This window comes from Robiginitalea aurantiaca (genome assembly GCF_030380815.1).
GTDB classification, from domain to species: Bacteria; Bacteroidota; Bacteroidia; order Flavobacteriales; family Flavobacteriaceae; genus Robiginitalea; species Robiginitalea aurantiaca.
The window spans coordinates 168,846-187,581 of the sequence record NZ_JAUDUY010000001.1; the positions used below are offsets into that span (position 1 = coordinate 168,846).

The 18,736-nt window shown below is 47.1% G+C and carries 19 protein-coding genes and 1 pseudogene; 18 read left to right on the plus strand and 2 right to left on the minus strand.

The features are described from left to right. Positions 1 to 16 precede the first annotated feature (16 nt). Genes QU605_RS00705 through QU605_RS00715 form a run of 3 tightly spaced genes read left to right on the plus strand, consistent with a single transcriptional unit; the run spans position 17 to position 2,795 of the window. Positions 17 to 1,090: a mechanosensitive ion channel family protein gene (locus QU605_RS00705; RefSeq protein WP_289723338.1), complete on the plus strand. Its 1,074-nt coding sequence runs from the start codon at positions 17 to 19 to the stop codon at positions 1,088 to 1,090. Between the two features lie 16 nt (positions 1,091 to 1,106). After that, on the plus strand, positions 1,107 to 1,997 hold the full coding sequence (locus QU605_RS00710) for an N-acetylmuramoyl-L-alanine amidase-like domain-containing protein (RefSeq protein WP_289723339.1): 891 nt from the start codon (positions 1,107 to 1,109) through the stop codon (positions 1,995 to 1,997). Positions 1,998 to 2,018: 21 nt separating this feature from the next. Then, the gene (locus QU605_RS00715; RefSeq protein WP_289723340.1) at positions 2,019 to 2,795 is read left to right on the plus strand and encodes a sulfite exporter TauE/SafE family protein; all 777 of its coding nucleotides are present in this window, start codon (positions 2,019 to 2,021) and stop codon (positions 2,793 to 2,795) included. Positions 2,796 to 2,798: 3 nt separating this feature from the next. On the opposite strand, the gene QU605_RS00720 is transcribed toward QU605_RS00715, so the two are convergent. After that, entirely contained in the window at positions 2,799 to 3,563 is a 765-nt protein-coding gene (locus QU605_RS00720) for a ThuA domain-containing protein (protein WP_289723341.1), read from the minus strand. Positions 3,564 to 3,605: 42 nt separating this feature from the next. After that, positions 3,606 to 4,508 carry a helix-turn-helix transcriptional regulator gene (locus QU605_RS00725; RefSeq protein WP_289723342.1) on the minus strand — a complete coding sequence of 301 codons (903 nt, stop codon included), beginning with the start codon at positions 4,506 to 4,508 and terminating at the stop codon, positions 3,606 to 3,608. 186 nt (positions 4,509 to 4,694) lie between these two features. On the opposite strand from QU605_RS00725, the gene hemA reads away from it, so the two are divergent. The 15 genes and pseudogenes from hemA (at position 4,695) to QU605_RS00800 (ending at position 18,699) form a co-directional block, all read left to right on the plus strand. After that, positions 4,695 to 5,951, plus strand: coding sequence for a glutamyl-tRNA reductase (hemA, locus tag QU605_RS00730; RefSeq protein WP_289723343.1), 1,257 nt, complete (start codon positions 4,695 to 4,697; stop codon positions 5,949 to 5,951). Beyond that, positions 5,948 to 6,862: a hydroxymethylbilane synthase gene (hemC, locus tag QU605_RS00735; protein ID WP_289723344.1), complete on the plus strand. Its 915-nt coding sequence runs from the start codon at positions 5,948 to 5,950 to the stop codon at positions 6,860 to 6,862. The genes hemA and hemC overlap by 4 nt, the downstream gene beginning before the upstream one ends. Beyond that, positions 6,859 to 7,527 (plus strand): uroporphyrinogen-III synthase, encoded by a 669-nt coding sequence (locus QU605_RS00740; RefSeq protein WP_289723345.1) that lies wholly within the window; start codon positions 6,859 to 6,861, stop codon positions 7,525 to 7,527. Before hemC ends, QU605_RS00740 begins: the two co-directional genes overlap by 4 nt. Before the next feature lie 6 nt (positions 7,528 to 7,533). Beyond that, on the plus strand, positions 7,534 to 8,568 hold the full coding sequence (hemE, locus tag QU605_RS00745) for a uroporphyrinogen decarboxylase (RefSeq protein WP_289723346.1): 1,035 nt from the start codon (positions 7,534 to 7,536) through the stop codon (positions 8,566 to 8,568). 81 nt (positions 8,569 to 8,649) lie between these two features. Continuing rightward, positions 8,650 to 9,654: a DUF4421 family protein gene (locus QU605_RS00750; protein WP_289723347.1), complete on the plus strand. Its 1,005-nt coding sequence runs from the start codon at positions 8,650 to 8,652 to the stop codon at positions 9,652 to 9,654. 13 nt (positions 9,655 to 9,667) lie between these two features. Continuing rightward, positions 9,668 to 10,576 (plus strand): oxygen-dependent coproporphyrinogen oxidase, encoded by a 909-nt coding sequence (hemF, locus tag QU605_RS00755; RefSeq protein ID WP_289723348.1) that lies wholly within the window; start codon positions 9,668 to 9,670, stop codon positions 10,574 to 10,576. A gap of 70 nt (positions 10,577 to 10,646) precedes the next feature. Next, complete coding sequence (locus QU605_RS00760; RefSeq protein ID WP_289723349.1) at positions 10,647 to 11,450, plus strand: PhzF family phenazine biosynthesis protein; 804 nt, start codon at positions 10,647 to 10,649, stop codon at positions 11,448 to 11,450. Between the two features lie 12 nt (positions 11,451 to 11,462). Next, positions 11,463 to 12,455, plus strand: coding sequence for a porphobilinogen synthase (hemB, locus tag QU605_RS00765; RefSeq protein ID WP_289723350.1), 993 nt, complete (start codon positions 11,463 to 11,465; stop codon positions 12,453 to 12,455). Positions 12,456 to 12,653: 198 nt separating this feature from the next. After that, positions 12,654 to 13,754: a CNNM domain-containing protein gene (locus QU605_RS00770; protein WP_289723351.1), complete on the plus strand. Its 1,101-nt coding sequence runs from the start codon at positions 12,654 to 12,656 to the stop codon at positions 13,752 to 13,754. A 6-nt stretch (positions 13,755 to 13,760) separates the two neighbouring features. Next, positions 13,761 to 14,234 carry a methylated-DNA--[protein]-cysteine S-methyltransferase gene (locus QU605_RS00775; protein WP_289723352.1) on the plus strand — a complete coding sequence of 158 codons (474 nt, stop codon included), beginning with the start codon at positions 13,761 to 13,763 and terminating at the stop codon, positions 14,232 to 14,234. Positions 14,235 to 14,484: 250 nt separating this feature from the next. Continuing rightward, positions 14,485 to 15,198, plus strand: coding sequence for a 3'-5' exonuclease (locus QU605_RS00780; RefSeq protein WP_289723353.1), 714 nt, complete (start codon positions 14,485 to 14,487; stop codon positions 15,196 to 15,198). An 81-nt stretch (positions 15,199 to 15,279) separates the two neighbouring features. Further along, positions 15,280 to 16,221: a helix-turn-helix domain-containing protein gene (locus tag QU605_RS00785; RefSeq protein ID WP_289723354.1), complete on the plus strand. Its 942-nt coding sequence runs from the start codon at positions 15,280 to 15,282 to the stop codon at positions 16,219 to 16,221. 93 nt (positions 16,222 to 16,314) lie between these two features. Continuing rightward, complete coding sequence (locus QU605_RS00790) at positions 16,315 to 16,890, plus strand: nuclear transport factor 2 family protein (protein WP_289723355.1); 576 nt, start codon at positions 16,315 to 16,317, stop codon at positions 16,888 to 16,890. Positions 16,891 to 17,007: 117 nt separating this feature from the next. Beyond that, positions 17,008 to 17,244: pseudogene (locus tag QU605_RS00795) on the plus strand (3'-5' exonuclease); the annotation flags it as partial. A 354-nt stretch (positions 17,245 to 17,598) separates the two neighbouring features. Continuing rightward, a complete protein-coding gene (locus tag QU605_RS00800; RefSeq protein WP_289723356.1) occupies positions 17,599 to 18,699 on the plus strand; it encodes a S41 family peptidase in 1,101 nt (366 codons plus the stop codon). Positions 18,700 to 18,736 lie beyond the last annotated feature (37 nt).

The window sequence follows — 18,736 nt, forward strand, 5'->3', positions numbered from 1 at the left end:
TCCGTAAAACAAGGGAATGGATCAGTTGATTCAAAACTCAGATATCCGCGCGCTTTTTTATGTAAGCCTTACGCTTTTGGTCCTTATCGGAGTCTATGTGGGGGTGGCATCCCTGCTGAGGCGTTATGGCAAAAACCCCAGGTACTTACTGCCGGCAGGAACGGTACGCAAAGTAGCCTGGCCGCTTATTCTCATCCTTTTTTCGCTCTTGATTCGATTACCTGCGTTAAGAACCCTTGTCGGACTTGAAGATTACGCTGCTACATTTCGGAAAAGCAGCAATCTGATTTTCATTTTTGGATTTACCTGGGCCCTAATCAAGCTGCTCAATGTGGTTAAATACATCCTGATTGCCAAGTATGACAAGGATGAGGCAGACAACCTCAAAGCGCGAAAAGTCTATACGCAATTCACCATCCTGGAGCGAATTGTTATTTTCTTGCTTGTACTCCTTGGGATGGGAGCTGCCCTGATGAGTTTTGAAAGCATTCGAGAGATCGGAGTAAGTATTTTTGCCTCAGCCGGTGTGGCGGGGATCATTATCGGGTTTTCCGCCCAGAAATTGATAGCTACCGTGATAGCCGGGGTGCAGATCGCCCTGTCCCAGCCGATCCGGATCGATGACGTGGTAATCATTGAGGGGGAGTGGGGCCGCGTCGAAGAAATCACGCTTACCTATGTGATCATTCGGATCTGGGATAAGCGTTGTCTGGTTTTGCCTACAACCTATTTCATTGAGAAGCCCTTTGAGAATTGGACTCGGTCGACGACAGATTTATTGGGGACTGTTTTTCTCTACACGGATTACAATGTTCCATTTCAGGCCCTGCGCGACGAGTTGCAACGGATTGTAACCGAATCCGAACAATGGAACGGGGAAGTGGCCAATATTCAGGTCACGGATTCCCGTGCAAATTACGTTGAGGTGCGGGCTACGGTCAGTGCTGATAACTCCGGGAAGGCATGGGAACTACGCGTTTTGGTGCGGGAAAAACTCATTGCGTTTCTTCAGAAGAACTATCCGGAGAGCATTTCGCACACACGCCTTATGCTCAAAAATATGGGCGAGGACCTAAAAGCCGGGGAATAATTTTCAACTTAGACGGATGAGATTTTGGTTTATGGGCAAGCAACAAACACTCTTGACGCTCCGGTTACTTCTAATTGGTTTTTTAGCCCATGGGATAGGGTGGTCCCAAACGGACAAAATTTCTTTTGAACCTGAAGACCAGGATATTTTCAAACAGATCATATACGAACTTCCTCCTGAAGAATCGATAGAAATTGGGCAGGCTGTCGCGGCTACAGGAAAACTATTGTTGAATACGCCATATGAGGCCGGCACCCTGGAGATCGAAAATCAAGAAAGGCTCATTGTGAACCTGAGGGGGCTGGACTGTACGACTTTTGTGGAGAATGCCCTGGCCATTGGCGGGATGGCACGCAATGGACAAAAAGATTGGGACACCTATCTGAAGCACCTCGAGCAACTGAGATACCGGGATGGCATTCTCATGGGCTATCCTTCCCGCCTGCATTACTTTACGGATTGGATTCGGAACAATTCAGAAAAGGGCCTCGTCCTGGATATTACTGAGGGCCTTGGAGGACTCCCGGTACAGAAGAAAATCAACTTTATGGGATCCCACCCGGAGTTGTACCCCGCCCTGGCATCAGAAAAAAACCTGGAGCGTATCCGGGAGCACGAAGCAGAGCTGAGTGCAGAAGATTTTTTTGTTTTGCCGGCGGAGTCCGTGTCCAAAGTTGAAGATCAGATTCGCGATGGAGATATTATCGCCCTTGCCACTTCGGTTGAGGGCCTGGATGTCACACATACCGGACTGGCATTGAGAAAGGCCGATGGACGGATCCATCTTTTACATGCCTCCACAAGAGGAGCTGTTGAAGTGTCCAAAGTTCCCTTGTCTGATTACCTGAAGGGCATTAAGGGAAATACGGGTATCATAGTCATTCGCCCCCTGGATTTTCAAGAGTAGTTATGAAGTAAATTGCCGCTAATGGAATGGTTCCAGACCATGATTTCAGAAACAGATCCGGGTATCCTGGCGATGTTGTTCGCCCTGGGGATTATCGGATTTGTTTTTTCCACCCTTGCCGGGGGAGGGGGAGCCCTTATTTTATTGCCATTGGTCAATATCCTAATCGGTACCCAGCACACGGCTCCGGTACTGAACCTGGGAAACCTCATTGGCAGACCTTCGCGCCTGGTTTTGTATTGGAAACACATAAACTGGCGAATTTGCGGATATTATGTGCTTCCGGCCCTTCTGGGAGCCTGGGCAGGTGCCTGGATGTTCGGGACGCTGAAAATCGCATTTTTACAGCTAATAATCGGCGGGTTTCTGGTAAGCACCTTGTTTCAATATAAGTTCGGCAAACGAGCCCGCTCTTTTACTATGCCCATTGTGGGTTTTGCCCCCCTTGGCTTTGTTATTTCTTTTCTGGGCACTTTGGTAGGGGCCATGGGTCCTGTCCTCAATCCATTTTATATGAATGCAGGACTTGAAAAGGAAGAACTCATAGGAACCAAGACGGCAAATTCCTTTTTTATGGGGCTTGGACAGCTCAGCGGATACACCTTCTTTGGGTTACTCGAAGGATCGTATTGGGGCTACGGGATTGCCCTGGGTGTCGGGGCGATCTTCGGTAATATTATCGGCAAGAAGATCCTTAGCCGAATCTCAATAGGGGGGTTCCGGATCTTACTTCTGTTGTTTATGCTGCTTTCCGGACTTATGCTGATATATTCGGCCCTGGGCAGTTTGTGGAAATAACCCTTAGTCCATGCCCAGGCAATAGCGAAGCCCCCCACGCAAATGTTCTATGAATAAAGGGTTTTTAAAGGTAGCCTCCGTGTGTCCCATGCCTGTGTAGAAAACCCTGCCCCCGGCGTTTTCATGATACCATGCGATGGGGTGATTTACCCCGTTCTTACCCCCTTCATAGCTCGCCTCGTCGAGTCGGATCAGTACGTGGAGGTCGGGGTTGATATTTTTGAAGTTATACCATTCGTCATGGTGTTTCCAGGTTTTCGGCATATGTGCAGTAGCGGGATGTGTTCGGTCTTCGACATTTAAAACGGCCTCCTGCTGGTCCGGGTGACTTTCAAAATAGGCTCCGACCAATGCGCCGTACCAGGGCCAATCGTATTCTGTGTCAGTTGCAGCGTGTATGCCCATAAAGGCTCCACCACCTTCAACAAAAGACCGGAAAGCCTTTTCCTGTTCTGCTGCAAGCACATCTCCTGTGGTACTGAGAAAAACGACCAATTGGTATTTTGAGAGGTTTTTTGAATTGAATTGAAGGGAATCCTCAGTGTGATCCATGAGCACCCCTTCCTGTTCCGCGAGCCTGCCCAGGGTCGCCAGGCCGAATTCAATGGAAGTATGCCGAAAACCATTGGTGTTTGTATAGACCAGTACCTCCGGTTTGGAGGCGGATGCAGTTCCTTCTGGCTGTTGTGCCAGACTCATTGCAGGAAACACGGCAGAGCAAAGTAAAAGGAGTAAAAAAGAGGTTACAGGTCTCAGGGATGCGATCATAATGCCAAAATTTTGGGTTACAATTTACACCAAAAATCAGTTTTACGTCCGCTCCTGTGCCATGGATAACAAATATTGCTTGGGGGTCGTATGATATTTCTTTTTGAAGGCAGCGATAAAGTGACTTGCCGTGCTATACCCGACTTTCAAACCCACCTCGTTTACATTGAATTTCCCGCTTTCAAGCATTTTACGGGCGACCTCCATCTTATAATCAAACAAAAAGCTATACACAGAATCCCCATAGATTTGTTTGAAACCTTCTTTGAGTTTTTTAAGGCTTAACCCGATTTCTGCCGCCAACTCTTTCAGGCCGGGCGGCTCAGCCATTCGCTCAATAACAATTTCTTTTGCCTGGCGTATGCGCTGCACATTTTCTTCATCCATCAGGAAGGGGCACTGTTCGGCTGAGGTTTCAGTGTTGCGGTTAAAATAAAGGGATAGCAACTCATAAATTTTCCCTTTGCAGTAAAGCCCTTTTACCGATGGGTGTATTTGTTCATTCCACAGCTGACTGAGTATGATGGCCTGAGATGGGGATACGGGATTTTGTTTGTAGTATTTTTTGTCCCTGTTTTCGCTGCTCAAAAAAGGAATATAATCCGCTTCCGAAGTAAATAAGGCGTGGAATTTTCGAATGCTCATCAGAATCGAAATCATGGAGCTGCCCGGACTGAGAACAGTATGCAAAGGGAGTTCTGTCTCGGGGTTATACAACAAAAGAGATTGGTTTTCAGGCAATTCCAGCACGTAATGTCCTTTGTGATACACGAACTGGGCATGCCCTTTCAGATTGAAATGGAATTGGATAAACCGCTGATCTACCTCCCGCTGAAGACGAGCGGGAAAAGCCTCTTCATTGATGGCTTTTAGCAGCACAAAATCCGGTGAAATCTGTAATTCATCGAACGAACCGCTGGCGACATTTTTTTGATCTTCAGACATGCTAAAATTCAATTATTATTTAGAATCTTTCTAAACTGTTGTACCGCAAAAGGCCATTGATTCGACAAAAATATGGATTTTGACTGTATAACCCCAGAATGGGCCTACTTTAATCCCGTAACGGTATTTTATGACCTTATAGCGTTATTTTTGTCGAACTATTCCTTATATTTTTGCCTCAGAATTATGAAGAAGTATCATATTTCAAGGCACCACCGCTTTATTGCAGTAGGGCTGAACTTCCAAAAAGCGGATGCGTTTCTAAGGGGAAAATTTTCTTTGGACACCTCTGCTGTGGAAGCGCTTCTGCAACAAGCCAGTGAAGAGGGGATCGACGGGATGCTGGTTACCAGTACGTGTAACCGAACAGAGCTTTATGGTTTTGCATCTACACCTCAGCATTTGATCCGTCTTCTTTGTCATCACAGTGAGGGTACGGAAAAGGAATTTGAGGAAGTGGGATATGTCTATGAAAACCAAGATGCTATTTCCCATCTTTTCAGAGTCGGTGCTGGCCTCGAGAGTCAGATCCTAGGGGACTTCGAAATCATCAGCCAACTTAAAAGTGCTTTTAAAGTTTCCCGAAAACACGGCTTGGGAAATCCATTTTTAGAGCGGCTCTGCAATTCAGTGATACAGGCGAGTAAGCGGATCAAGAATGAAACGGGTATTAGCTCTGGGGCAACATCGGTGGCATTTGCTGCGGTGCAATACCTTTTGGCCAGGGTTCCCGAAATCAAGAGTCGCAGTATTCTCCTTTTCGGAACCGGGAAGATCGGCAGAAATACCTGTGAGAACCTTATTAAGCATACCCATAACCCGAATATCACCCTTATTAACCGTACCTGGGAGAAAGCCGAAGCTGTGGGCGGAAAATTCAACCTGAAAGTCCATCCAATTGATGACTTGTCGGAGGCTATAGAGGTCGCTGATATTATTATTGTGGCCACAGGTGCCAATGCTCCTACCATTACCCCGGAATTGATACCGGAGGGCCGTGAGCGCTGGGTACTCGATTTGTCGGTGCCGATTAACGTCAGTCCGGAAGTTGCCCAATGCCCGGAAACGACCCTTGTGCATATGGACCAGTTTTCCCAGATTACCGACAGTACTTTGGAAACCCGTAAAAAGCACATTCCAACAGCTGAAGCCATTCTAAAGGAAGTGCATGCGGATTTCAACCAGTGGTTGGAAAGCCGCAGATACGCTCCGGTAATCAGGGCGTTAAAACAAAAATTGGAACACCTCAAGGAAGAAGAGCTCGATTTTCAATCCCGGAAAATCGTTGATTTCAATAAGGGTCAGGCGGAGGCCGTTTCCGATCGGATTATCCATAAAATCACACGGCAGTTTGCCAACCACTTAAAGGATTCGGAAATTGACACGGATGAAAGCCTTGAACTGATCCGGAAAGTCTTTCAGCTAGAAATCGAAAATACATGAGCAAAGTGCTCCGAATAGGTACGCGTGATAGCGAACTGGCACTCTGGCAAGCTCAGACGGTCCTCGATTTTTTGACACGAGCCGGACATCGGGCTGAATTAGTACCGGTCAAATCCACGGGTGACCTGGTGCTCGATAAGCCACTTTACGAACTTGGTATCACCGGCATTTTTACCAAAACGCTGGACATCGCACTTTTAAAGTCAGAAGTAGACCTGGTCGTGCATTCTATGAAGGATGTGCCTACAGCCCTGCCCGATGGGATTGTACAGGCTGCTGTCCCTGAGCGCGCGAATCCAATGGACATCGTTGTTCATAAAGGACTCGACTTTCTACAGGCAGAAGGTGTAGTGGCTACCGGAAGTCTCAGGCGAAAGGCACAATGGCTCAACAGGTATCCCCAACACCAAATTGTGGACCTGAGAGGAAATGTGAATTCCCGCCTGCGTAAATTGAACGAAAATCCCTGGAATGCGGCCATTTTTGCCGCAGCAGGGCTTCAGCGCATCGGACTCCTGCCCAATGCGCATGCAACACTGGACTGGATGCTTCCAGCCCCTGCCCAGGGAGCCATGTTGGTTGTGGCGCGGAAAGGAGATGCCCACGCCCTTGAGGCCTCCCGGGAATTGAATCACAGCACAAGCGCACTCTGCACCTCGGTGGAGCGCGAATTTCTCAGGACCCTGGAGGGAGGATGTACGGCTCCAATAGGGGCTCTGGCCACCCCGGAGGGAGGAAAGGTCAATTTCAGAGGCGGTGTCTTTTCTCTGGATGGCAGAGAAAAGGTAATCCTGGAAAAGGAAGTGGATTTGGCGCAAATCGAAGGGTTTGGATCGCAATGTGCACTGGAAATTCTCGGGTCAGGAGGACGGCAGATCACGGAGGCTATCCGCAATACGCATTCCGGATGAGACACTTGTTGTCCACCAAAGTGCTATCAAAGGAGCAGGTTGAGCAATTGGAATCTGCCGGCTGGATGGTGGTCCAATACGATGCAATTTCCATAGAGATGCAGCAGACGCCCATAGAACCCGGGGATCAGACACTTATATTCACAAGTAAAAATGCGGTAAAGGCATTTTTACGCAGCTTCCCGAAGGAAGATTTTTCGGGAATCCGATGCCTCTGCGTAGGAAGTCGTGCCGTGGGGATGCTCAGGGAGCGAGGCTGTACTGTTCTCGAAGAAGCCCCGACAGCGGAATACCTGGCCAGATTGATTCAGAAAGGGTATGCAAAGGACTCCTTTATTTATTACTGCGGCGACAGAAGACTGGATCGGATTCCAGATGCCCTGGATCGCCTGGGGGTTCAATGGAAGGAAGCCATCAACTACAAGACAATCCTAAACCAAAAGGCGTTCAACCGCGAATTTGAGGCGGTCCTCTTTTTTAGCCCGAGCGGTGTGGAGAGTTTTACCAGAAATAACAACATTCAAGGTGCCATGGGCTACTGTATCGGAGAGACCACGGCTGAGGCACTTCGGAAACATACCAATCGGATTATAATAGCTAAAACCCCTACTATCGAAGGTTTGATAGCGGAGGTTGTTGCTGAAACAAACCTTTTAAATCATTAAAATACCATGCCGGAAGTTTTAAAAAATGATCTTTTCTTAAGGGCGCTCAAAGGTGAGACCGTAACACGGCCCCCGGTTTGGATGATGCGCCAGGCAGGCAGATACCTTCCCGAGTTCATAAAGATCCGAGAAAAGTACGATTTCTTTACAAGGTGTCAGACTCCTGAACTCGCTTCGGAAATAACCGTTCAGCCCATCCGCAGATTCGGGATGGATGCAGCAATCCTGTTTTCGGATATTCTCGTGGTCCCACAGGCCATGGGGATTCCTTTTGAGATGAAACCCGGGGTGGGGCCATGGCTTGAAGACCCAATCCGCAAGGGGTCAGATGTTGAAAAGGTATTTGTGCCCAATGTGGAGGATTCCCTCAAGTATGTGATGGATGCTATTGAAATGACAAATGAAAAATTGGTCGGGGAAGTGCCTTTGATCGGGTTTGCCGGATCTCCCTGGACTATTTTCTGTTATTGTGTGCAGGGGCAGGGCAGCAAGAATTTCGATCAGGCAAAGGCCTTCTGCTTTACCGACCCTGAGGCAGCGCACGTCCTGCTGCAGAAAATAACCGATACCACCATCGCTTACCTCAGGGCAAAGGTAGCCGCCGGAGTCCACGCGGTACAGCTATTTGATTCCTGGGGAGGCATGCTATCTCCAGAGGACTATACCGAGTTCTCCTGGAAGTACCTGCAGCAAATTGTTACCGCTTTAAAACCCGAGGCCCCGGTCATCGTATTTGGAAAAGGATGTTGGTTTGCCTTGGATACCATGGCGAAAAGTGGGGCTTCAGCCCTGGGTGTAGACTGGACATGTGCCCCGGAAGTGGCACGGAAATTAAGTGGGGGTAAAATTACGTTGCAGGGAAATTTTGATCCGTCCCGCCTGTTGTCCCCGCCTGATACCATACGGAAAATGGTCCATGAAATGATCCGGGCCTTTGGGAAAGATCGCTATATTGTCAATCTGGGTCATGGGATTCTCCCAAATATTCCGGTTGCACATGCTGGCGCCTTTATCGAGGCTGTGAAAGGGTATTCCCAGTAAGTCCCGGCAGGCACTGGTAAGAAGATCGGCAAAATGCCGACTTGTGCCAGGTTCTGGAACCCCAATAGTTGTAAAAAAAGAATGCAGTTAAGGGCGCTTATTTATGTGTGTTTGTTAGGGCTCACCTCCTTGCAGGGCCAGCTAGCGGGGGAGAAAGCCTTGCCGAAGGATACACTCCCGGCAGTGATCAGGTATCCTGATAAACTGACTACACGTACCCAGCTGACCTACATTGGGAATAGTTTTCTCATACGAAACTACAGTGAAGACCGGTTTCCACTACCCGGTGTTGATGAAGGTACCCGACTCCGGCTCGACCCGGTGTACAGTGCCCACCTTGCTTTTGTGGCCCAGTTTCGCATCTTGGAAATTGGCTTTGGATTCACCCCCAATTTCCTCAACGATAAGGATGCTGAAAAAGCCCGGCAATTCAACCTGCAGATCAAGCTATATCCTGGGAGATGGGCGTATGAATTCAGTTTCCTGGATCAGCGCGGTTTTAATACTTCCCTGGGAGAGGAGGAGATCTATTTTCCCGGGGTCTCCACCTCCAAATTCCAGAACGTGCTGGGCTATGTCTTCAATCCGGATTTTTCCCTTCGGGCGCTACAATCGCCCAACGAATGGCAGTCGCGGAGTGCAGGAAGTTTTATCCCCAGGGGCATTTTTTCGTACACCCGCTATCGATTTGAAGGGGACGGAACGAAAAACACCATGAATTCCTATGACCTTGGCCTTGCCCCCGGGTATTTCTATACCTGGGTTCTGGGCAGTCGCTTTTTGCTCTCGGCAGGCAATAATACAGGCCTTGGGATCAACATACTCAACCAGGATGGGGAAACGGATGCTTACCTGTTGCTGGAAACGGTTTTTCAGGCCTCCATCGGGTATAATGACCAGCGGTTTTTTGCTGGGATCAATGGGACATATAGTTTTATGGAACACGGGGCCGGTAACGAGATACAGGTTTTTGACCGCGTATATTTTGCGCGTTTCTTTGTGGGATATCGTTTTGATGCACCCAAAAAATGGATCGAAAAAGCAGAGCGGGTCAATCGGAAGTATGGCTGGGGCCCCTCTAATTAATACCATGACCAATATGGAGGTTAAAGAACGTTTTTACAAGTATATACAGGATTTACAGGATCAGATAACAGGCGCGTTGGAGGCCGAGGACGGAGTAGCCCGGTTCCGTGAGGACTTGTGGCAGCGCCCTGAAGGGGGTGGAGGTCGGACACGCGTCATCGAAAATGGAAGCGTCTTCGAAAAAGGCGGAGTAAACATCTCCGCTGTTCACGGACCATTGCCAGAGAGCATGCAACAGTACTTCAAGGTAGGAAACGTTGATTTTTTTGCCTGTGGCCTGAGTTTGGTGTTGCACCCGAATAACCCGATGGTGCCCACGGTCCATGCCAACTGGAGGTATTTTGAGATGTATGACAAGGGCGGACAGATTGTTGACCAGTGGTTCGGTGGCGGGCAGGACCTTACCCCTTATTACCTGTTCGAGGAAGATGCCATCCACTTTCACAAGGTGTGCAAGGATGCCTGTGATGCCCATCACCCCTCTTTTTACCCGGCATACAAGCAGAAATGTGATGCATATTTCTGGAACCATCACAGGGAAGAGGCGAGGGGTATCGGGGGCTTGTTTTTTGATTATTTAAAGGCAGGCCCTGAACGGACCATTGAACAATGGGAGGCATTTGTCACTGGAGTTGGGGATTCCTTCCTGCAGGCGTACCTTCCCATTGTACAGCGGCGGAAAGGCCTTTCGTACACAGAAGATCAAAGGGAATGGCAGGAAATACGCAGGGGGCGCTATGTGGAATTCAACCTGGTACACGATAAAGGGACGCTGTTCGGGTTGAAGACCAACGGGCGTATTGAGAGCATCCTGATGAGTCTGCCCCCGTTCGTGCAATGGCGTTATGACCACCACCCTGCTGAAGGGAGTGCTGAAGCGGGGCTTGTCGAGGTCCTGAGGGCACCCAGGGAATGGGTATAGGGATCGAACACCTATGCTTTCTATGGCGCTGCAAAAGCAAGCCATTTTAACGAAATTAGATGCATAAGAGATGAAAAAACAAATAATGTATCAGGTGGATGCGTTCGCCTCCGAATTGTTTGCCGGAAATCCGGCAGCTGTTTGTATTCTCGATGCCTGGTTGCCCGAGGATCTGATGCAGGCCATCGCCTCTGAAAACAATCTTTCGGAAACCGCATTTGCCTTACCGGTGGATGCCGGGTATGAAATCCGGTGGTTTACCCCTGAGAATGAAGTGGCCCTTTGCGGTCACGCTACCCTGGCAACGGCCCACGTCCTCTTTGAAACCGGAAAAGTCAATGAGGACAGAATCCAGTTTTTGAGCCGTGAACGCGGTTTGCTACATGTCAGCCGGGAGAAGGACCAACTGGTCCTGAATTTTCCCTTGGACCCTCCTGAGGCCGTAGTCCTTCCGGAAGGACTGGCCGGGGCCATGGGGGCCCATCCGCAAGCCTGCTACCGGGGGCAGACGGACTACCTGCTTATTTATGCTAAACAGGGGGATGTCGAGGCCCTGAACCCGGACTATTCCCTGTTACAGCGGATCGATTGCAGGGGGATCATCGCCTCAGCCCCGGGGGATGGTGTGGATTTTGTTTCGCGTTTTTTCGCACCCGGGTGCGGGGTTCCTGAGGACCCTGTAACAGGCTCCGCCCATACCCTGCTGATTCCTTACTGGCACAACCGGTTATCGAAAACCAAAATGATAGCCCAGCAACGCTCACCTAGGGGAGGTGAGCTGCAATGTGAGTACCTGGGAGATCGTGTTCGTATCGGGGGCCGCGCTGTAACCTATATGAAGGCAGAACTGTACCTGCCACTCACTAATTTTTAACTAACAAAAGCCATGGATCTACTTAGAAGGAACCGAAGATTGCGACAGAACCCTGCCATCCGCGCTTTGGTAAGGGAAACCAGCCTAACCCCCGACGATTTTTTAACACCACTTTTTGTGGTTGAGGGTAAGGGAATCAAAGAGGAGATCCCCTCCATGCCGGGATATTTCAGATTAAGCCTTGATAATTTGCGCAAAGAAGCCACAGAATTATGGGATTTGGGGTTAAAAGCAGTATTACTTTTTGTAAAAGTCCCCGATGCGCTTAAGGATAATACAGGCAAAGAGGCCCTGAATCCGGAAGGGTTGATGCAGCGGGCGATCCAAACGGTAAAGGATGCCTGTCCCCAGATGCTGGTTATGACAGATGTCGCTTTGGACCCCTTCTCCAGTTACGGACATGACGGGATCGCTCATAGGGGGCAGATTCTGAACGATGCGACTGTGGAGGTGCTCTGCGCCATGAGTGTTTCACATGCTCAGGCAGGGGCGGATATGGTAGCCCCCAGTGATATGATGGATGGCCGTATTCTTGGAATCCGGCAAGCCCTTGACTCTGAGGGTTTTGAAAACACCGGGATAATGAGTTATAGCGCAAAATACGCCAGTGCTTTTTACGGACCGTTCCGCGACGCCCTGGATTCGGCCCCATCCAGTAGCGAAGATGCTCCGACGGATAAGAAATCGTATCAGATGGATCCCGGGAATCGTCGTGAAGCCTTTTTGGAAACAGCTGCCGATATTGAAGAAGGCGCTGATATTGTTATGGTCAAGCCGGGATTGTGCTATCTGGATATTGTCAGGGATTTGCGCGAAGCGTTTGATGTTCCGATCGCCGTATATCAGGTGTCGGGAGAATACGCCATGTTGAAAGCAGCCGCAGACCGCGGATGGCTGGATCACGACAGTGTAATGCTGGAACAGTTGACTGCTATAAAAAGAGCCGGTGCAGACCTTATCGCATCGTACTTCGCAAAGGAAGTGGCCGGGCTTCTGAGAGGTTAAAGCCTATGTAGTTCAGAAACCACAGTTTTAAAAATACTAAACGGTATATAAAACGAGGCTTGAGGGATCCAGATCCGCGCTACCAGCTGGGTACAGCAGGAAAGAGGAATTATTCGGATTTCTTTGATGACAACCCAACAGGGTGAATGTCCTGGAATTAGTGTATTAATTGTATCTTCGGAGGTATAAGAAACCACTATGGGATTACTGCTGCTCTACGCATTTGTTTCTGTCTTTTTCTCCTTTTTGTGCTCCATCCTGGAGGCTGTTCTGTTGAGTATCACCCCTACGTTTATCAACATCAAAAAAAAGGAAGGTAAGCAGTATGCGAAAACCCTTGAGGATCTCAAAAAGGACGTGGACCAGCCACTGATTGCCATTCTTACCCTAAATACCATTGCGCATACCGTCGGTGCCATTCTCGTTGGTGTGCAGGCTAAGGTCGCCTATGCCGAACTATATGGGCAGGCCGAACGCACGATCCTTGGAGTAAAGGTCACTGAGGACCTGATGGTGGGGATTGTCTCCACTGCAATGACAATGCTAATCCTGATTGCTTCCGAAATCATTCCAAAGACCATCGGGGCAACGTACTGGAAGCAGCTCGCCCATTTTTCGGCCGTCGTCCTCAAATGGATGGTATGGCTGCTTAAGATTACCGGGTTGATGTGGCTGCTGCAACTCTTTACCCGATTGATCGGTAAAAGCCACCATGGGAGTGTACTGAGCAGGGAAGACTTCTCTGCTATGGCCGAAATTGCCCATGAAGAGGGAGTTTTTGAGGAATCTGAGTCCAAGGTGATTAAAAACCTGCTGCAATTCGAAGAAGTATTGGTCAAAGATGTGATGACCCCGCGGACCGTGATGAAAATAGCTCCTGAAAAACAGACCATCGAGGCATTTTTCAAAGAGAACCCCAGGCTCCGGTTCTCCAGGATCCCTGTCTATGGCGAGCGGGAAGATATTATCACGGGTTTTGTCCTGAAGGACAACGTGCTCGAAGCGATCATCGAACAAAACGGGCACAAACCCCTTTCGGACCTCAAAAGGAACTTGCTGGTTACGGACCGGGAGACGCCCATTCCCCAACTTTTTGAAATTTTTATCCGCAAACGCGAACATATCGCCCTGGCAGTAGACGAATACGGTACGGTTAGCGGACTCGTGACCATGGAAGATGTGATAGAGACCTTACTCGGGCTCGAAATCATGGATGAGAGTGATAATGTGGAGGACCTGCAACTGCTGGCCAGGCGTAAATGGGAAGAGCGCGCGAAGCGATCCGGGATAATTGAATAGAAGCTGATGCTCGAGGCTACAATACCCACACCTTTAGGGACTGCCCGTATCATTGGGGATCACAAAGGAATCACTGAAATAAGTGTTACTGATGATGCGATCGCAAATCATGTGGTTCCAGCTGCCCTCGAACCAGCCTGCAGGCAGCTTCGGGAGTATTTTGAGGGATCTCGTGAAACCTTTGATATCCCACTACATCCGGAGGGTACCCCATTTCAGCGCAAAGTTTGGGCTGCCCTTTTGGAAATTCCTTTTGGACAGAGAATTTCCTATCTGGAACTGGCAAAACGATTGGGCGATCCTAAATCGGTTCGGGCTGTGGCTGGAGCCAATGCCAAAAACCCTGTTTGGATCCTGATTCCCTGCCATAGGGTCATTGGAACTGATGGCTCACTAACCGGTTATGCCGGAGGTCTTTATCGGAAAAAATGGCTTTTGAACCATGAGAGTCCTTCCAGGCAGACTGTTTTATTTAGTTGAATAACAAACTGAGGAGTTTGTTTTCTGATTTATCAGGTGTCCTGTTGGGATAATATAGCAGATTAGCGCAAAAAGCTTCCGCTATATCTGAGATTCTTCTCTCAGAAATCCAAAATGGGTTTGAAATACCGACCAGGGGGTCGGAAACCCCAATTTTGACCTGATACGGCCATTTTGGCAGGAAAGCGCACCTTTAAACGAAGTATAAATTCAGTTTTAGAAGATACCTTCAACCCTTTATCCGACACCTATGATCTCGAGGATTCCTTTAGGCGATATTCTTTTTTTAGATATAGAAACGGTCCCCCTGGCATCTGATTTTGGGATGCTTCCCGAAGAGGCTCAGGAACTTTGGGCACTAAAGACGCAATATCAGCGCAAGGAGGAATACACTCCGGAAGCGTTCTATGAAAGGGCAGGTATCTGGGCGGAATTCGGAAAAATAGTATGCATCTCTGTAGGCTTCTTTCTGCATACCCAGGACGGGCGAACTTTCAGGGTTCGCAGTTTTACGGGTGAAGAAAAAACACTGCTCGTGGAGTTCAGTGCATTATTGGAATCTCATTTCGGGGGCAGGCAACATCTTTTGTGTGCGCACAATGGAAAGGAATTTGATTTTCCGTATTTGGCGCGCCGCATGATCATTCTCGGCATTGAATTGCCTCAGAAGCTGTCTATGTTTGGGAAAAAACCTTGGGAGATCCCGCATCTCGACACCATGGAATTGTGGCGGTTTGGGGATTTCAAACATTACACCTCCCTGAAATTACTGGCCCATGTATTGGGAGTGCCTTCTCCCAAAGAAGACATCGATGGCAGCATGGTCAGAGATGTGTACTATGAAGAGAAGGACCTGGAGCGCATCGTAGAGTATTGCGAAAGGGATGTAGTTACGGTGGCGCAGGTTTTCCTGAGATTGCGGAATGAGGGGTTGTTGAGGGAAGATCAAATCGTCAATGTTTAGGAATTTTCGTCTTCCCCTTGAGTTATTATTCATGACAGATATGGTTATTAACTACATTCAATTATGGAATTCTATTAACCCATGAAAATCGACATTTCTATATCCGATAATGTTAATCGTCAGTTCAAAGACAAGATGGGGGGTCAAGAACTTAAGAATGGATTCATAATTGATCCTGATATTGGCACCAATAATGCCAAATGCATTTATATCGAGTTCCCGGGTTGTTTAGAACTGTATCATTTCGGATCAACTCAATTTAAAGAGCCTATAGAAATGCACACAACCAATCCGATAGATTCTGACTGGTTGTTGATACATATTAATCTTTCCAAATTTAGCCAGCAAAAAAAAGTTGGTGATGACACTATATCCTTTCAGCGAAACCTGCCCATCGGTATTTTATTCTGTGGACCAGGCTTAGAAATGAATACGTTAATTCCTCCTGGAATTGAGACAGAAGTACTTTCGATCCGATTTAATAAAGAGTTTATAATATCATATTTGGCTGATACAAGGAAATCAATTGATATAAACCGGCATATAGCCTATGAAGATATAGATGATGTATTGAGCACAGCACTAGTTCATATTCTGAATACCATGAATAATAAGCTTTCCTGTCATGCCCACCTCCTGAATTTCCTGGATCATTTTTTCGATAAAATATCTAAGCATCAAAGACCACGTGGCATTGATAAACTTCATCCTGAAGATCTCCAGCGCATTATGGAGGTTTCTTCATTGTTGAGGAATCCTCTTGACGATAATACTCCCTCTTTGGAAGAATTATCAAAGCAAGCGCATATGGGTATAACCAAGTTTAAGGAATCATTCAAATTGGTCTTTGGACTGGCTCCTCTGCAATATCGAAAGCGGATTAGAATGGAGTATGCCCGGGAAGAGCTAATGAAAAATAAAAATTCGGTAACTGAATTGAGTTATAAACTTGGTTATTCTCATCCTTCAAATTTTACCGCAGCGTTTAAGCGGTTTTTTGGGAGGCTGCCTTCTTCTTTTTGAAATCCGGCTTTTTGCACTGGGAATTCGACTTTTTTCATTAGCCAGATAACCTTTACCTGAGGCATCTTTGGGTTAATTTAAAATTCAAAGATCATGTATAAAAAAGTCTTCATCCTTTTTTCTTGTCTATCTATTAATGCCGTAGCAATTAGTCAGGATCCGCTGGCCGGGCAAACTGAGATCAACAAAGAAATTGCCGGGAATTTTTACAAGGACCTTTGGTTCAGCAATAATACCGATAAGTACATTAAATATGTCGCTGACACTTACACAGTTCACGATATAGGGGACCGAAAGGGTGTCACAGAGCCCGCTGTCGAACAAAAGAATATCGCCGATTTTTTCTGGGCCAATGGGGATCTTAAACCCAAGTTTGACTTTCAAATCGCAGAGGGAGATTTAGTGGCTACCCGCTGGATTGCCAGTTATGAACCCAAAACCCTCACAGGAAAAATATTTATCGGGTCAAAACCTATCCCGATCATCAATGTCCTGCGGTTTGAGAACGGCAAAATCGTGGAATTTTGGAACCACAGGCATGACATTGATACAAATCAAACCATGAAGTATGTTTTAAAAGGCCTGTTGATAGGTTTGTTGATTGCTCTAGTGCCCTCAATTTATGCCTTCAGATTAAGAAGAAAATTTAGAAAAATGATGCAACAATAGGAAACACAGAAATGTAACTATGCCAATAGTGTTTTAGGTGCAAACCTGAGCCGATAGATGCAAACATACCTCCACAAATAAATCTGTCGATTGTTTATATTTTAGAAATTATACCACTGGAAATTCGACGATTTTAAGCACTACACCTCGCTAAAACTCATGGCTTACGTGCTGGGAATACCCTCCCCAAAAGAAGATATTGACGGGAGCATGGTAAGAGATGTTTACTATGAAGAGAAGAACCTGGAACGCATCGTCCATTACTGCGAAAGGGATGTGGTCACCGTGGCCCAGATCATTTTAAGGCTGCGAAATGAGCCATTATTGACTGAAGACCAAATCATTCATGTTTAGAGGCTTTAAGCCAGCCGGTGCTGCCCATCGTCCACCCTGTAGAGAGTAAAGGGAATACAGTGTAACACTTCATACAACTCCTTGTCTTTTATCATAGGCAGGGCATGAATATCCAATACCCGTTTCAACCCTCCTCAATCGTTATATCGTCAGCATTAGAACTAAAGGACTCTATAAACCTTAAATGAGAAACCTTTTAGCTTAAGCTTTGTTTGTTTTGGGATAGCCTTGCCGATAGGTTTCTTGTGAATGAAAATAAGATCGAAGCCATAAGAATATGTCAAGCCATTTTTAAATTAGATTGTTATCACGCCAATGTCAAACAAATGCTGGATAAAATAAAAATATAAGATTATGAGTGCCAATTACACTAAGATTAAACTACTCCTTGTAGTTTTCATTTTTGCAGCAGTTAATGCCTGTAAGGACAAATCTCCCGAAAAACCACTTAAGCCACTAAACGCAGACTTAATAGAAGTAGCAGATAGTATTTCTGTATTAATGAACACTTTTCATTATAACCCCAAAGAGTTAACCACAGATAAATACCTGCAATTAGAAAAAGAGGTGAAAAACCTTGCAGAAACTGCTCAAACTAAAGAAGAGTTTATTAGGGAGTATAATTTGTTATGGCAAAATGGTCCTTTCTCGCATGTGCGTCTGGATAACATGAAACAGCCAGCTCAGGAAATAGCAAAATTCATTGATACCCTGAGAGTGGGCGATCAAAGCGTGTCGTTGGAATGGATGGAGAATACGGCCATTTTGACGGTAAATACGATGATGGGTGTGGATACGAAAGAAAGGGTGGAAGACGCCTATAAAGAGATTGACAAGAGGGACATTGAATATCTCATTGTAGACCTGAGAAATAACGATGGGGGAACTTTTGCCGGGATCCCACTTATAGCCCATCTGATCTCGGATCCACTGGAAATAGGCGTATTTGTTTCACAGAAATGGTGGAACAGTAACTCAAACCCTCCAATTAAGGAGAATACCCTGGGCCTCACACCATGGCAGGGATGGTCGATTCAAACTTTCTGGAATGACGCACAAGAGAATCCGCTTACCCGGCTCCAAATCCAGCCGATGGCTCCACGTTTCGATGGGCAGGTGTATGTTTTGATCAGTGATAACGCCTTTAGTGCGGCCGAGTTAACATCCGATGGCTTGGCCAATATAGAGAATGTATCGCTTATAGGAGAAACCACTGGCGGGGAAGTACTTTCCCAAAAGATGTATGATCTGCCAATGGATATGCAACTATCAATTCCTATTGCCGATTACTATTCTTTTCGAATAGGCAGAATCGAAGGCCAGGGAGTGAGTCCCGATATAGAAATAGATCCTCGGGTGGCAAAGGATCTCGCGATATCTTTAACAAACGGAGTGAATCTGGAAGATGCCGTAACAAAAGCTAAAGACGATCTAAAAAATATGTCAAAAAATTAAGTTTTTAAGCGAGTAAAACATAATTAGGTTTAGGACA